General features: G+C 44.3%; 11 protein-coding genes and 3 pseudogenes. 8 read left to right on the top strand and 6 right to left on the bottom strand.

All coding sequences use genetic code 11. The features are described from left to right. Positions 1-5 precede the first annotated feature (5 nt). The 6 genes from OIM59_RS02855 to OIM59_RS02830 all read right to left on the bottom strand — a co-directional run bounded on the left by OIM59_RS02855 (position 6) and on the right by OIM59_RS02830 (position 5,177). A complete protein-coding gene (locus OIM59_RS02855) occupies positions 6-2,525 on the bottom strand; it encodes a TraG family conjugative transposon ATPase (RefSeq protein WP_303894896.1) in 2,520 nt (839 codons plus the stop codon). Continuing rightward, positions 2,522-2,845 (bottom strand): DUF4133 domain-containing protein, encoded by a 324-nt coding sequence (locus OIM59_RS02850; RefSeq protein ID WP_303894892.1) that lies wholly within the window; start codon positions 2,843-2,845, stop codon positions 2,522-2,524. The genes OIM59_RS02855 and OIM59_RS02850 overlap by 4 nt, the downstream gene beginning before the upstream one ends. A gap of 3 nt (positions 2,846-2,848) precedes the next feature. After that, positions 2,849-3,241, bottom strand: a complete 393-nt coding sequence (locus OIM59_RS02845; RefSeq protein WP_172774576.1) for a DUF4134 domain-containing protein — start codon at positions 3,239-3,241, stop codon at positions 2,849-2,851. A gap of 88 nt (positions 3,242-3,329) precedes the next feature. Continuing rightward, positions 3,330-3,989 (bottom strand): DUF4122 family protein, encoded by a 660-nt coding sequence (locus OIM59_RS02840; RefSeq protein ID WP_303894889.1) that lies wholly within the window; start codon positions 3,987-3,989, stop codon positions 3,330-3,332. A 1-nt stretch (position 3,990) separates the two neighbouring features. Continuing rightward, positions 3,991-4,392: a DUF3408 domain-containing protein gene (locus OIM59_RS02835; protein ID WP_259300400.1), complete on the bottom strand. Its 402-nt coding sequence runs from the start codon at positions 4,390-4,392 to the stop codon at positions 3,991-3,993. A 32-nt stretch (positions 4,393-4,424) separates the two neighbouring features. Next, a complete protein-coding gene (locus tag OIM59_RS02830) occupies positions 4,425-5,177 on the bottom strand; it encodes a ParA family protein (RefSeq protein WP_117713936.1) in 753 nt (250 codons plus the stop codon). 1,165 nt (positions 5,178-6,342) lie between these two features. On the opposite strand from OIM59_RS02830, the gene mobA reads away from it, so the two are divergent. The 8 genes and pseudogenes from mobA to OIM59_RS02790 all read left to right on the top strand — a co-directional run bounded on the left by mobA (position 6,343) and on the right by OIM59_RS02790 (position 15,694). After that, entirely contained in the window at positions 6,343-6,765 is a 423-nt protein-coding gene (gene mobA, locus OIM59_RS02825) for a conjugal transfer protein MobA (RefSeq protein WP_032584188.1), read from the top strand. Next, on the top strand, positions 6,750-8,012 hold the full coding sequence (mobB, locus tag OIM59_RS02820) for a conjugal transfer protein MobB (RefSeq protein WP_303894880.1): 1,263 nt from the start codon (positions 6,750-6,752) through the stop codon (positions 8,010-8,012). Before mobA ends, mobB begins: the two co-directional genes overlap by 16 nt. Positions 8,013-8,074: 62 nt before the next feature. Further along, positions 8,075-8,995 (top strand): annotated as a pseudogene (locus OIM59_RS02815) (YWFCY domain-containing protein); the annotation flags it as partial. Between the two features lie 639 nt (positions 8,996-9,634). Continuing rightward, positions 9,635-11,287, top strand: a complete 1,653-nt coding sequence (gene ltrA / locus OIM59_RS02810) for a group II intron reverse transcriptase/maturase (RefSeq protein ID WP_303894877.1) — start codon at positions 9,635-9,637, stop codon at positions 11,285-11,287. A gap of 4 nt (positions 11,288-11,291) precedes the next feature. Beyond that, positions 11,292-11,642: pseudogene (locus OIM59_RS02805) on the top strand (conjugal transfer protein TraG); the annotation flags it as partial. 537 nt (positions 11,643-12,179) lie between these two features. Beyond that, positions 12,180-13,997 (top strand): reverse transcriptase domain-containing protein, encoded by a 1,818-nt coding sequence (locus OIM59_RS02800; RefSeq protein WP_303894874.1) that lies wholly within the window; start codon positions 12,180-12,182, stop codon positions 13,995-13,997. 110 nt (positions 13,998-14,107) lie between these two features. Beyond that, a pseudogene (locus OIM59_RS02795) lies at positions 14,108-14,992 on the top strand (TraM recognition domain-containing protein); the annotation flags it as partial. Positions 14,993-15,280: 288 nt separating this feature from the next. Further along, positions 15,281-15,694: a hypothetical protein gene (locus OIM59_RS02790; RefSeq protein ID WP_039950483.1), complete on the top strand. Its 414-nt coding sequence runs from the start codon at positions 15,281-15,283 to the stop codon at positions 15,692-15,694. Positions 15,695-15,697: the final 3 nt, after the last annotated feature.

Below are 15,697 nucleotides of genomic sequence, written 5' to 3'. Positions count from 1 at the left end.
AACCGTCATGCTTTACCGTTTGACCTTTTCCTTTCCCTTCTCATTTCCGCAATGCGTTTTACGGCCAGTTCCAGATTTCCGCCCAGTTCCTTGGCCAGCTTCTGCAATTCCAGCTTTTCCGACTCTTCCGTGGTATATACGGCATATTCCTCATCGCTGACTTCCGTGGCATACACGGCCGAGTGGGTACCGCCAAGACCGATCCAGACCTCACGGTAGAAACGTCCGGGATGGTTGGCCTGGTTAATGGACAGGATCTGTCCGCGTTCCTTGTCGGTCAGTCCGAGAAGCCGCTGGATATGGTCGAACTTGTTCATGTATTTCCGCTGGTCAAGAAGAATCTTGCAGTCACTGTTGTTGATGATAGCTTCCTTTACGACAGGGGAACTGATGATGTCATCCACTTCCTGGGTGACCACGACAGCCTCCCCGAAATATTTTCTGACGGTCTTAAAGAGATACTTTATGTACTCACTCATATTGGCGGACATCAGGGCTTTCCAGCATTCCTCAATAAGTATCATCTTGCGGATACCTTTTAAACGGCGCATCTTGGCGATGAAGGTTTCCATGATTATCAGCGTGACCACGGGCAGAAGCACCTTGTTTCCGCTGATATTGTCCAGCTCGAATACGATAAAGCGCTTGTTGGTAAGATCCAGTTCCTTGTCCGAATTAAGCAGGAAATCATAATCACCGCCACGGTAGAACGGTTCCAGCACGTTCAGGAAACCGTCGATGTCAAAATCCTTCTCACGGACTTTTTTCTCCTCAATCATCCGGCGGTAGTCATCACGCACAAACTCGTAGAATCCGTTGAAATCGGGTCTGACATCCCTGTTTTCCGTTATCCTGCGGATGTATGCGTTCACCGCTCCAGAAAGGGCCACTTCTTCCGAACGCCTTGGGGCTTCATCCTCACGTTTCCAGAGTGTGAGTATCAGTGTCTTGATGCTTTCACGCTTTTCCACGTCAAATTCCCCGGAATCCGTATAGAACGGATTGAAGGCGATGGGATCGTCCTCCTCATAGGTGATATAGATACCGTCCTCGCCATGTGTCCGGTCATGAATCAGGCTGCAAAGTCCCTGATAGCTGTTTCCGGTATCCACCAGCAGGATATGGGTACCCTGTTCATAATACTGGCGGACAAGGTGGTTCGTAAAGAAGGATTTACCGCTGCCGGAGGGACCGAGTATGAACTTGTTGCGGTTGGTGATGATTCCCTTGCGCATGGGCAGGTCACTGATGTCCAGATGAAGCGGTACGCCGCTCTGCCTGTCCGTCATACGGATACCGAACGGGCTGGGCGAACTGCGGTAATTCGTTTCCGAAGCAAACAGGCAGACAGCCTGTTCCAGAAAGGTATAGAAACTTTCCTCAGCCGGAAAATCGCCCGCATTGCCTGGAATACCAGACCAGTACAGCACCGGGGTATCTATCGTGTTGTAATGGGGTACGCATCCCATCAGGGCAAGCTGGCTGCCGGTATCGTTCTTGATACGCCTTAACTCTTCCTCGTCTTCCGCCCAGGCCAGTACATTACAGTGGCACCGTACCGGAACAAGCCCTTTCGTATGCGCCTCGTCAAGATACATTTCTGCCCATTCATAGTTCACGGCATTGCTGCGGCTGTATTTCGACAGGGACAGCATGTTGCGTGAGGTCTTTTCCATGCGTTGCAGGATTTCCTGCGCGTCATCGATGAACACGTACTGCGAATAGACATGGTTGCATGAAAGCAGGAGTCCTACCGGAGCCGCAAACGAAAGACGGCAGTCGCTACGGTCCGTGGATAAGCGCTCATAGCGCATGTCCGTGCCCACACTGCCGGGAAGGTCTTCCGTATCGGAAAGCACATGCAGGCAAAGACGTTTGTCACCGATGCGCATACGTTCCGAATCAAGGCAGATGTCCTGTAATACGGGGTGCGTGTCCTCCATACCGAGAGTCAGGTATCTTTCAATCAGCCCGGGACATTCTTCCGTTCCGACCACCTCTTCCGTTCTGAGACGCTTCATCCTGACATGCCCCGAATCGTTCATGATACGCTCGAACTGCTCCACCGCCTCCAGGAATTTCACGACCGAATCCCAGTCCGTGATTTCCTTGGGAAGGATATAGCCGCGGCACAGGGTACTGAAATCACTGCGACGACGGGCACGTTCGCGTGTGGTCTTTGTCAGATACAGGAAGCAGCGGTGTCTGAGATACGGGCGTTCGTTGAAATGACGCTCATAGCTGCGGGACAGGAAACTTTCCGTCCCGTCTCCTTCGCTCCGGTAGTTTTCCTTGACGAACCAGTCCTGCTTGTACACGACCGAATAATTGGGAAGTACCTTCATGGCCTTTACCCAGGTACCGTGAATGGCTTCATATTCCGCCGCCGTCACCGTGTACAGTTCAGGCAGCTCAACCTCGAAGGCTACCGTAATGTCCGCATCCTTGCTTACGATGCAGTTGTTTTCCACGGCCAAAATCGGGAATATGTCTTCCAGATCACAGGCCTTCAATACACTTCTCATTTCTTTCTCTTCTTTTTGGTTAATGCTCTGAATATTCTGCGACGGGCTGACAGATAGCGCGGATGGCGTTTCTCGGCCAGCATCTTCATCAGCCCGTGCTCACCGTAGCGGGCATTCATGCGGAAGGTCAGCCATACGGTCAGGGAACCGGATACCGCTCCGAAAGACAGGCATACCAGCTGGCTGACACCGGCCATATACAGGACAACCACCGCAAGAAAGACCGATACAAGGCCTCCGGCAAAAAAGAACAGGTACTGTGATTTCAAGCCCTTGAACTCAATCGGACGGCCTGCTCCTTTGTTGATACGGTAATCCATGGCTTACAGGAAGAAGGAACGGAGAATGGTGGCGGCCACAATCAGGAAGATGCAGGCGAAGAACCAGCTCGCCGCAGTCTTGGACGTATCGGGATCGCCGCTGCTGAACTTGCCATACGTCTTGATACCGCCGACCAGACCGAGTACGGCTCCAATGGCATAACACAATTTGGTGGCCGGATCGAAATACGAAGTCATAAGGCTGGTAGCCTCATTGATGCCGGCAAGACCCTGTCCCTGTGCGAAAGCACCTGCCGCTGCCAGCACACACAATACTGAAAATAGGATTCTTCTCTTCATTGTCGAATCATTTTGGGGTTTGACATAAATGTTGAATTCGACTGCAAATATATAAGGCTTAAACCGCTGTGATACAACACTGTCATCAGGTGTCACCGGATGTCATCAGATGTCATTCAGGAAGCCTTACAGACATAAAAAAAGCATCCCGAAAAGATTTCCGGGATGCCTGAATATATCGGTGTCAGATATATTTCCGCCACTCGTCAGACGGTTCATTCCCATCCTTTACTTTAAGCGGTTTGGGATTGCCGTCCTCGTCAAGATACCTGTCTATCAGTTCCTCTACAATCGCGGAATTCTCCATATTGGAAAGGAACACGTCAATCAGGCTGGTCTGCCTGATGGAGAACAGGACACGGGCTGCTTGCATGGCCTTCTCATGGTCGGCTTCATCCTGATGTGTCAGATATTCGCCGAGTACTTCCATGTCCCTGCTGGACAGAACAGGTGATACGGATTCCACTTCGGGAGACTCCGCATCAAGGTCTTCCTGGACTTCCTGCAGGAGTTTCATCTTATCCAACTGAAGGTTGCATTCCACATCTTCCTGCTGCACGTCCTCCTCTTCACCGATAAAATTCCTTTCAAGTGGCTGGCTCATGAAGGGAGCGGCAGTCTTTCCGGCATTCTCGTCCAGATAGACATAACGGGTACTTCCCATCACTTCTGCATCTGAAACCGCAGATTCCGTTACGACAGTTTCTTTCTTTTCCTTCTTTACAGTAGGCTTTCCATAAAAAAATCTACATAATTTCTCTATTTGCTTTTTCCAACCATAAACTATGTACAACAAATAGCTTATACAGACAAGCCGTACACACAGATATAATATTTCCTCCATATCAGAATGGTTTTTGGGTTTTACGGCGAAATAGCTCGCCGAGCTCTTTACTGTAGGTTTCAAGATGATGTGTCAACACATTATCTAAAAAAGAAGGAATGCTGATGTCATCACTAAGAAGTGGCAATATCCGTGCAAGCTTACGGTACAGTTCAATGCTGATATATGTCTGCTTGCGTTGAACAGAATTCTTTCTTTTCAGGAAAAGTTGTCCATAATGGTATGCTTTGTCAGACACAGGTAATGTGTTGCAGTCTGTATTTCCACCCTCCTGATTGTCTATTGATTCTTTAGCATTCTCTTTGTCCACACTTACATTAAGAGATTCGTCTGCTGCAGTTCCTGATGAAACACAGGATATAGACTCGCTGGCCATCATCTCACGTAGTTTTTCTTCATCCACCTTGAAGATCTTTCTGTTTCTGACCATAATACTCAAACCGGAAACAGGATTCTTTCCATCTCTTTAGCAAACACGTCAAGCATACTATCCTTTAGCAGTACATCGGATGGTGGAAGTAGGGTACTGCGGAAATGCTGGCGAGAAGATGATGTCATTTCCTTGTTATAACGTTCAAGATCCGGAAGAACAGTTTGAAACACTTTTAATCCCATACGGGAAATAATTTCATTATACATCACATAAAGTTCTTTTGATGTACGGCTGTCCATACGATTCCAGAACAGGCGTATTTCTTTAAGTGGAGCTTCCGGATGTTCTCCTATGAAATCTTGTACTGTAGATACAAAGGAGAGGCTACTCTGCATCACCATCCGGTCTTTTACTATTGGAGTGAATACATAATCCATATTCATTACCGACTCGAACACACCACGGGAATTTACCGTTCCCGGCAAATCAAAAAATACAAGGTCATATTTTCCTTCAAGCCTGCCGGCTATTTCGGAAGCCTGTTCAGGTCTGGAAGTGATTATCGGATATGCTTTCCGGGAATTGTCCTCAAACTGACGGCAAAACAGACGTTGGTGATATTCGCTCTTTTCAAGATTCTTAAGATCACGGCTCCTAAGTTTCTCAAGACTGAACTGGGGATAATCACAGTCAACAACTGCCACATCTATACCTCTCACATAATTAAAATAACTAGCAAGCAGCACTGTTATGGTGGACTTGCCGACGCCTCCTTTCTGATTACTGAAGGCGACAAGAATCGGACGTTTGTTCATATTCTTCTTCTTTTCGGTTAATATTAGGGTTCTTTTCTCAAGCATTACTAATTTTCTATTTTATCAACAGAGAAATGTTTTATTATAATATCATGTCAGTATGTTAATATGTCACGACACTGCTGAAACAACGTTACTCTATATTATTATTTCGATAGGATAATACACCATTATAATTTCATGTCTGCATGTTGATATCTCAATACACTACTGAAACAACGTTATTATGTATTATCATTTCGTCAGGATAATGCCTCATTATAATATCATGTCAGTATATTAATATGCCACGACACTATTGAAACAATGTTACTCTATCTTATTATTTCGACAGGGTAATACATCATTATAATTTCATGTCTGCATGTTGATATCTCAATACACTACTAAAATAACGTTGCTATATATTATCATTTCATCAGGGGAATATCTCATTATAATATTATATCAGTATATTAATATGTCACTACACTACTGAGACGACATAACAGAATTTTACAATGTTGATAAGTCTCTATTTTATTATAATCGAATGTTGATATTTTCATATTTCAGTATACTTAAAGGATTATAAAATAATATGTTATCAAGTTCTTATGTCACAAAAATAAAATGTTATAAACATATCAGGGTAACATTATGGTAAGAGTGACAACACATGTCTTGATATGTCATCATATGTCATATGAATAATCAAATACAAGCATCAGGAAACGTAATAACAGATTTGAATGATACTTTCTTTTTCATTGAAACACCAATAAAAAAACAAGTACATCATTGTTTCTTCAATCGATAATCCGATGAGAAAAAATCTACGGTTCAACTTTATATTCTCAGTGATGACATAAAATAGCATCAGATGTCGCTAAATGTCATATAATCAGGTATTTCAAAGACTTCTTCATGGACATATTTTTGCAAAGTCAGAACTAAAGAATGGCTTGGAGCATCTTCCGACGGACAGCAGCACGCCGCTCACGTCGCGCAGCAATCCGCCGGAGGTGGATTCTCTGTTCAAACGAACAGAGCAAGTTGTGTTTTTGTACGACAGAAAGTATTCTGCCATACAAAAACCAACTTGCCCTCCCTAACGGTCGGGGGATTTTCCTCCAAAGTCGGAAAATCTGACGGAGAAAGAAAAACAACCCAAAAGCAGAAAAGCATGGAGAAAAAACAGGCAAGAAGGACAGGCAGAAAACCGAAAACTGATCCGGCGGACTACAAGTACAATTTCCGTCTGAACGCACAGGAGAAAAGCAGATTTGAGAAACTGTTTCTGGAATCCGGAGCAAGAGATAGGACAATCTTTATCAAGAAATCAATCTTTTCAGAACAACTGAAGGTAATCAAGGTGGATAAGGTTTCCATGGACTATTACATCCGGCTCGGGGAATTTTATAGACAATTCCAGGCAATAGGCAACAACTATAATCAGGTCGTAAGGGCCGTGCAGAAAAATTTCGGGGACAAAAGGGCGATGTCCCTGCTTTACAAACTTGAAAAGGCTACCCTGGAACTGATACTGCTCAACAAGCAGATTATGGCATTAACCAAAGAATATGAACAGAAATGGTTGCAAAGATAAGTCACGGGGCAAGCCTTTACGGAGCACTGGTCTATAACCATGAAAAGGTATTTCAAGGGACGGCGGAAATCCTGTCAGGACACCGGATGATTTCCGACCGCCCTGGACTGCCGAGCGAGGATATACGTCTGGCTCTCCTTTCATTTGAAAACCATCTGACGGCAAACAGGAGGACGGACAAGCCGGTCCTGCATATCGCCCTCAGTCCGGCACCGGAAGACAGGCTGGACAATGACAGGCTGGCGGAACTGGCAGAAAAATACATGCAGAAAATGGGATATGGTGACCAACCGTTCATCGTGTACAGGCATGGAGATACCTTCAACACGCACGTACATATCGTGAGTGTATGCATTGACGATGAAGGAAGGAAAATCAATGACTCCTATGAACACCGCCGTTCAATGACAGCCTGCCGGGAACTGGAACAGGAATTCGGACTGCGTAACAGTGCGGATACGGAAAGACGGAATCCGAAAGCGGAACTGAAAAAGGTGGATGCCTCACAAGGGGATATACGTCACCAGATAGGAAACACGCTGAAGGCCGTACTGGAAAGCTATCGTTTCCAGACTTTCGGAGAGTATTCCGCACTGCTTTCCACACTGAACATTGAAGCCCGACAGGTACGGGGCGATTACATGGGAACACCCTATACGGGTATCATCTATTCGGCTACAGATGATAGTGGGAAAGTGGTCAGCCCTCCGATAAAAAGTGCAAGGTTCGGCAAGCGTTTCGGAAATACGGGACTGTCCGAACGTATGTTACGGCATACACAGGACTTCAAGGAAGGCAGATGGGCTCCTGCCATATCCGGCAAGGTAGTATGGGCCATGCGTAACGCAAAATCGGAACAGGAATTCAGGGAACTGCTGAAAAAGGAGCACATTGATGTGGTATTCCGAAGGAACGATACCGGACGTATCTACGGTGTCACATTCATAGACCATGAACGGCGTGAGGCGTTCAACGGTTCACGTATGGGAAAGGAGTTTTCCGCCAACGTATTCAACGGCCTTGTCAACTGGTGGGAAGGAATACCCTGGCAGGACAGACAACAGTCCGGCCCGGAGGAACTTTGGAAACGGTACGGTCACCGTATGGAAGAAAACAGTGCGCTTGAACAGGCAGCAGGCATCTTCTCCTTTGAGGCAAATCCGGCAGTCGATTACGAGGAAGAAGCGTTCCGTCGCCGCATGAAACGGAAAAAGAAACCGCAGAAACGCAAATCACGCGGTATCTGATCAATCAAAATGAGTCAACAACAGGGGGAACAACGGATTCCCCCACAATCATCTACATCATTATGCAACAGGAAGACGATTTGAGAGCCCTTGCCAAGATTATGGAATTCGGCAGGGCAGTCAGTATTTTTATTCTGGTAGTCCACGTTTATGTGTACTGCTATCCCAGTATGAGCTCTTGGCATCTGAATCTGGATGTCATAGACCGGATACTGATGAACTTTGACAGGACAACCGGTATATTCGGCTGTATCCTATGGACAAAACTGATGGCGGTTCTTCTGTTGGCCATATCCTGTATGGGTACCATCGGAGTCAAGGGTGAGAAGATTACATGGCAGCGTATATGGGCGGTACTTACTATCGGGGCTGTTCTTTTTTTCATGAACTGGTGGTTGCTTGACCTGCCTTTTCCACACGAAGCGATTACTGCCCTGTATGTGGTGACACTTGCAGCCGGTTATCTATGCCTGCTCATGGCGGGACTGTGGATCAGCAGGCTTTACAGGCATAACCTGATGGAGGATGTGTTCAATATGGAAAACGAATCCTTCATGCAGGAGACAAGGCTGATGGAGAATGAATATTCTGTCAATCTGCCCACCAGATTCCAGTATGGCGGCAAGCTCAACGACGGCTGGATCAACGTGGTCAATCCTTTCCGCGCGACCATCGTATTGGGAACACCGGGTTCCGGTAAATCCTACGCAGTGGTAAACAACTACATCAAACAGATGATTTCCAAAGGTTTCAGTGTATATATCTATGATTACAAATTCGATGACCTTTCAACCATTGCCTATAATACATTGTTGCACAATATGGACAAATACAAGGTAAAGCCGCATTTTTACGTCATCAACTTCGATGATCCGCACCGCTCACACCGCTGCAATCCCATCAATCCGGAGTTCATGACGGACATATCTGACGCATACGAAGCAAGCTATACCATCATGTTAAATTTGAACAAGACCTGGGTGTGACCTGGAAAGTCACGTAATTGATTGTTAGACAACAATGTATATTGTAAGATTTAACCCGCTATTCCGTCAGCGGTAGCCTACTATAAGGTGCATCTCCAGTGATGGGTTGTGCCAAGCTTATAGGACAAAGTACACTTTCCGAAAGGACAAGACTGAACCGTGAGGGAAAGTCAAGGGTGGTTAGTATCATACTGCCAAGTGGCGAGGCTGGATAGCATGGTTAACGTAAGTGAACTGACTTTAGCCGTCGTAAGGTTTGAAGGAGCGCAAGATACTTTAGCTCTCACCAAAAGGTAAGCAGTCGGATAACCCTTGCCCATGTTAGGGTTACACGGACACAGAACTGCCGGCGGACTTGGCAGAACCTAAACTATCCGTTTGTCAATTACGTGGAACAGGGCAAGCCTGTATCTCTCTCGTAAGAAAGCGAGTAAGCAAACCGCAAGGCAAGCCGAATGGGGTGCAGGTATGAGATAACGGAAAAAGCGAACGCCATCCTGTAATGGGGTGGATACGGATTGAATCGACATCACGGGTTGCTGTTGGTGACATCATCCGACACGAAAGTGGGCAGACTTCCGTATATGGTAACTCTTTACAAGATAACTTATAGAACTTTCAAAAGGAGGAAAGCAAATGAACGAAACTAAAACATCGTGTGCGCCTGCTGACAACAGGAATCAGACTTGGGACGGTATGGACTGGTCCAAGTGTGAAACCTATGTCCGAAAGCTACAAGCGCGTATTGTAAAGGCTCAGAAAGAAGGCAGACATAATAAGGTAAAAGCCTTACAATGGATGCTTACTCACTCTTTTTACGCCAAGGCATTGGCGGTAAAGAGGGTTACTTCCAACAAAGGGAAGAATACGTCTGGAGTAGATAAACAGCTTTGGGATTCTCCCAAGCGCAAGTACAAAGCAATTGATGAACTCAAACGCCGTGGTTATAAACCTCAACCACTCCGTAGGGTTCATATCAAGAAAAAGAACGGCAAACTTCGACCGTTGGGAATACCGACAATGAAAGACAGAGCGATGCAAGCATTATACCTAATGGCTTTAGAACCGATAGCCGAAACGACAGGCGACCGCTTTTCATATGGTTTCCGCAAGAAACGCAGGACAATGGACGCTATCCGTCAGATTGACACGGTTCTAAACCGCCAACATTCCCCCGAATGGATTTTGGAGGGAGATATTAAAGGCTACTTCGACCACATCAGCCACGACTGGCTTCTTAATCACATTCCTATGGATAAGACGATACTCAGAAAATGGCTGAAATGTGGAGCTGTATTCAATGGCAAACTGTTCCCGACAGAAGAAGGTACACCACAAGGAGGTATCATATCACCGACACTTGCAAATATGGCACTTGACGGACTTCAACCACTCTTGGCCGAAAGATTCAAAAGACGTTTCATCAACTATAAGACATTCCACTACAAAGTGAATCTTATCAGATATGCGGACGATTTTATAATCACTGGTCGGGATAAGGAGCTTTTGGAAAACGAGGTCAAACCTATAGTAATAGAATTTCTCAAAGAAAGAGGTCTTACTTTATCCGAAGAGAAAACTACCATTACAAACATATACAACGGTTTTGATTTCTTAGGTTTCAATATAAGGAAGTTTGGCAAAAGGCTATACACGTCACCGTCAAAAGAGGCACAGAAACGCTTTAGAGCTAAAATCAGTGACATCGTTAAAGGACATAAAACGTGTAAGCAGGAATCGCTGATACGAATGCTCAATCCTGTAATTACAGGCTGGGGAAATTACTACCGATATGGTGCATCAACCGCTGCTTTTCATGATTGCGACTACCACATTTATAACCTCACGAAGCAATGGGCTTTACGCCGTCATCCGAAGAAACGCATAACCTGGGTGGCAGACAAGTATTGGTATGAAATTCGGGGGCGTAAATGGACATTTGCATGGAAATATGAATCAAAGAACAAGAAAGTAAATTACTTGACTCTTAAAAGGTTGTCGGATATACATTATACTCCGTATAAACAAATCAAGGGTAAAGCAAATCCTTTTGACCCTGACTATGATGATTATTTCTCTCAGCGAAAGGAACAACAAATGCTGGAATCTCTCAAAGGACGTAAGTCTCTCTTATATTTATGGAACAAGCAGAATCGGACATGTCCGTTATGTGGAAAAGTTATAGATTGTACAAAAGCATGGAACGTCAACGAAATACATGTTAACGGTTCGATTGTACGACAACTTGTCCACAACAACTGCTACAAGCAAAATAAACGAAAATGTTGAAAGTATGAGCCGATTTCTAATAACAAATAGGAATATTGAGTTGCTTGAGCCGTATGAGGGGAAACTCTCACGTACGGTTCTTAGGGGAGGAAGAGGCAGCAATGCCTCTGACTTACCCGATATTGAAAAACAGGGTGACTTCTTTGTAGAGTCTCCGATTATCCTTTTGGCAGCTATAATCTGGTATTTGAAAATATACAAAAACGGTATCTATTGCAGCTTCCCTCATGCCGTGGAACTGCTGAACAAACCTTATTCTGATTTGTTTACCATATTGACTTCCTATCCGGAACTGGAAAACTACCTTTCTCCTTTCATGGATGCCTGGAAAGGTGGGGCACAAGACCAGCTTCAGGTGCGCCCATAAGGGCATATAATAAATATAGCTTTGGCAAGCTATTAGGTTCGTGTTCTTTGAAATAATAACCTATCACCAGCCGACTTATCCATTCAACGAAAGACGATGGGGAGTGTAGCATGTCGGTAAAGCCACAAGTAGACTAACTGTCAAGTCTTGACCGAGTGGCGAGGTGAAATGATAGATATGAGGATAAAGCCTATACTGGTTGAACGATAGTCCGAGCGGCTCGATGGTTAAGCCTTAACGGAAGACAGTTACAGACGTTATGCTGTGATACCCAACTTCTCCCTGTAGGTCGATTGGGCAAAAGAACTTGTCACAGAGCAACTACATAAATAGTAAAGGACGAAAATCGTATCCGACAATCTATCAAGCCAAATAGTTATTATATGTCTAAATGGGGATTGCCTAAGTGGGGCAACCCATATGGCAACAGAGCTTCCGTAGTAGTCCGAACAAGGGAAAGCCTTGTACATGGCGAAGGGAAGCAGCCATTATCGTTTAATGTTAATTTTGGAAAGTGTGAGAGACATGAAAAGAAATCCAGAAAAGATATTAAACAGTCTAACACAGCATAGTTCCGACTTGGAATACAAGTTCGAACGTTTGTATCGGATACTGTTTAATGAAGAGATGTACTACATAGCCTATCAACGAATATATGCCAAACAAGGCAATATGACTAAAGGAGTTGACGGAAAAACCGTCGACGGCTTCAGTATGTCCCATATTGAGCAGTTGATTGATACGCTCAGAAATGAGACGTATCAGCCTAAACCCTCACAGCGAGTTTACATTCCAAAGAAAAACGGAAAAATGAGACCGCTGGGTATACCGTCATTTATGGATAAACTTCTTCAAGATGTTATCAGAATGATTTTGGAAGCCATCTATGAGGGCAGTTTTGAAAATACCTCACATGGTTTCAGACCACAACGAAGTCCTCAAACTGCCCTCTCAAGCATTCAAAAGTCATTCAATGGCACAAAGTGGTTTATCGAGGGAGACATTAAAGGCTTCTTCGATAACATAGACCACGAAGTATTGATAGCCATTCTTTCAGAAAGGATTTCTGATAACAGGTTTATCCGACTTATCAGAAAATTCCTGAATGCGGGATATGTTGAAGATTGGATATTCCACAAATCATACAGTGGAACTCCGCAAGGGGGTATTATAAGTCCTATATTGGCGAATATCTACCTTGACAAATTTGACAAGTACATCAAGGAGTACATCACAAAATTCAACAAAGGGAAAAGACGCAAGGAAAATCCGATTGCAAAACAACTCGGACATCGTAAAGCCAAGTTAGTTACAAAACTACGAAACACTGTTGATGAAACGAAACGTAAACAATTGTCTGCGGAAATTAGAGAAACTGTCAAAGAACGACTGAAATATCCTGCCGGTGATGAAATGGATGACAGTATCAAACGACTGAAATACATAAGATATGCAGATGATTTTCTAATTGGAGTAATCGGTAGCAAGCAAGATTGTATCCAAATCAAAGAGGACATAAAGCAATTTATGGCTGATAAATTGAAGTTGGAACTATCTGACGAAAAAACTCTGATTACCAATGCAAGAAAACACGCTAAATTTCTTGGTTATGATGTCTTTGTGCGAAAATCCAATGATACATGCAGAGATAAGAACGGTCATTTGACAAGGTCGTTAGACCACAAGATAGTATTATATGTGACTACCGAAACAATGCGAAAGAAACTTCTTGAATATGATGCTGTTAAAATTACCAAGCAGAACGGGAAAGAAGTTTGGAAGCCAAAAGGTCGTCCATATATGAGATGTCTTGATGATTTGGAGATTATAAGTCAATATAACTCTGAAATCATGGGGTTCTACAACTACTACTCGATAGCAAACAACAGCCCCGTTATTGACTCTTTCTACAACATTATGGAGTATAGTATGTACAAGACATACGCCGCAAAATACACTACTTCCCAAAAAAAGATTATTGCGAAGTACAAGAAAAACGGTGTATTCTCCATACCATACACAAACAAGAAAGGGTACGAGGTTAGACGTGAGTTTTATGACAAAGGTTTCAAACGCAAGGAACTACCGAACCGTAATTTAGATGACAGATTACCTAACACAGTCGCTATAACGGGTGGCAGAAATGGATTGATTACAAGACTAAATGCACGTGTATGTGAAAACTGCGGTGCAACCGACAATCTTGAAATGCATCATGTTCGCAAACTCAAAGACTTGAAAGGTAAAAGTGATTGGGAAATAAAAATGATTTCCCGTAACCGTAAAACATTAGCAGTATGTTCAGTATGTCATCACAAAATACATTCGGGAAAGTTAGACTGAATGATAAGGTGGAGAGCCGTGTACGGGGAGACCTGTATGCACGGTTCGGAGGCGAGTGCTTGGAAACCTACCATTGTAACAAATGGAAAGGCGCCGGGTGCTTAGCCTATGGCCAAATAGCTTCGGCGAAAATTCCGCTTACCAGAATGATTTCTCCACAACTGTACTGGGTCATGACAGGCAATGATTTTTCTCTGGACATCAATAATCCGAAAGAACCTAAAATCCTTTGTGTGGGCAATAATCCGGACCGACAGAACATCTATTCCGCTGCGCTCGGACTGTATAATTCCAGAATCGTCAAACTGATAAACAAGAAAGGGCAGCTTAAAAGCACGGTCATTATAGATGAGCTTCCTACCATCTATTTCCGAGGGCTGGACAACCTGATAGCAACGGCACGTTCCAACAAGGTGGCGGTCTGTCTGGGATTTCAGGACTTCAGCCAGCTTAACCGTGACTACGGTGAAAAGGAAAGCAAGGTAATTCAAAATACAGTCGGCAACATATTCAGCGGTCAGGTGGTAGGTGAAACGGCCAAGACACTTTCCGAACGTTTCGGTAAGATTTTACAGAAACGGCAGTCTATATCCATCAACCGTCAAGATGTTTCCACATCCATTAATACCCAGCTGGATTCTCTGATTCCTGCATCTAAGATTTCCAACCTCTCACAGGGTACGTTTGTAGGTTCCGTGTCGGACAATTTCGGGGAGAAAATCGACCAGAAGATTTTCCACGCGGAAATTATCGTGGACCATGCCAAAGTAAGTGCGGAAGAGAAGGCTTACAAAAAAATCCCTATTATCAACACGTTCAAGGACAGTGAAGGGAATGACATCATGCTCCAGCAGATACAGCGTAATTATGACCAGATAAAGGCGGATGCCCAGGCTATCATCAACGATGAAATGGAACGTATCAAGAACGATCCGGAACTATGTGAACGGTTGGGAATAGAAAGTGTAGAAGAGGAGAAAAGAAAAGCTGAATAGATACAGAATGACAAATAAATCCTGAATCAATTTGATTTTCAGGGAACATTCCTTATCTTTGAACTTGAAATAGAACATAACGGCGGATTACGGGATGTTTTCCGCTGATTATATACATAAGTCGCAAGAAGTCTCAGGTAGGAATCTGGTAAATTTCAAAAAACGATGACTATTGCGTGAGGCTTATGCTATACCCTATAGCGTGAGCCCATGCAAGTTATCGTTTGGGCTTTACCAGAGCCTCTACCTGAAACTACATGGGTTTCATGCTTTTTTACAGATAGAGGTATGGCAAAAGTACAGATTATTATGCCCGTCACATTGGACGGTTTCCTGCCGGACAAAAATGAGATACTGATGGAATGGCTCAGAACAGACCGGAACGGCTTCCATTATTGGGAAGAGCGGGCTACATTCAACATGTATCCGCATTACGGTATGCTTGACTTGATGGATGCAAAAGAGAGACGAGACAATAACTGTACCTTCTTTATGAAAGTACAGGACGAAAAAAGTGCCGAATATGCTGGTGGAGTATTTCTCTTCCGACTCGCAGATGAACTGGTCATTTACCTGCTTCCAATATCATACAAAAGTGGGAAAAACATAACTGGAAAGATTCAATTCGGACAATGGACTTTGCGTGAGTCCAAAACATTCCGAAACAATATATGCAGACTGGTATACCGCCTTAAAGAATAAAGA

This window comes from Bacteroides mediterraneensis (assembly GCF_025993685.1).
GTDB classification, from domain to species: Bacteria; Bacteroidota; Bacteroidia; order Bacteroidales; family Bacteroidaceae; genus Phocaeicola; species Phocaeicola mediterraneensis_A.
This window is presented reverse-complemented; position numbering and strand designations above follow the sequence as displayed.

Coding starts and splice junctions, on each gene's coding strand:
- OIM59_RS02855 (WP_303894896.1), bottom strand. CDS start 2,525: ATGAGAAGTGTATTGAAGGCCTGTGATCTGGAAGACATATTCCCGATT.
- OIM59_RS02850 (WP_303894892.1), bottom strand. CDS start 2,845: ATGGATTACCGTATCAACAAAGGAGCAGGCCGTCCGATTGAGTTCAAG.
- OIM59_RS02840 (WP_303894889.1), bottom strand. CDS start 3,989: ATGGAGGAAATATTATATCTGTGTGTACGGCTTGTCTGTATAAGCTAT.
- OIM59_RS02830 (WP_117713936.1), bottom strand. CDS start 5,177: ATGAACAAACGTCCGATTCTTGTCGCCTTCAGTAATCAGAAAGGAGGC.
- mobA (WP_032584188.1), top strand. CDS start 6,343: ATGGAGAAAAAACAGGCAAGAAGGACAGGCAGAAAACCGAAAACTGAT.
- mobB (WP_303894880.1), top strand. CDS start 6,750: ATGGTTGCAAAGATAAGTCACGGGGCAAGCCTTTACGGAGCACTGGTC.
- ltrA (WP_303894877.1), top strand. CDS start 9,635: ATGAACGAAACTAAAACATCGTGTGCGCCTGCTGACAACAGGAATCAG.
- OIM59_RS02800 (WP_303894874.1), top strand. CDS start 12,180: ATGAAAAGAAATCCAGAAAAGATATTAAACAGTCTAACACAGCATAGT.
- OIM59_RS02790 (WP_039950483.1), top strand. CDS start 15,281: ATGGCAAAAGTACAGATTATTATGCCCGTCACATTGGACGGTTTCCTG.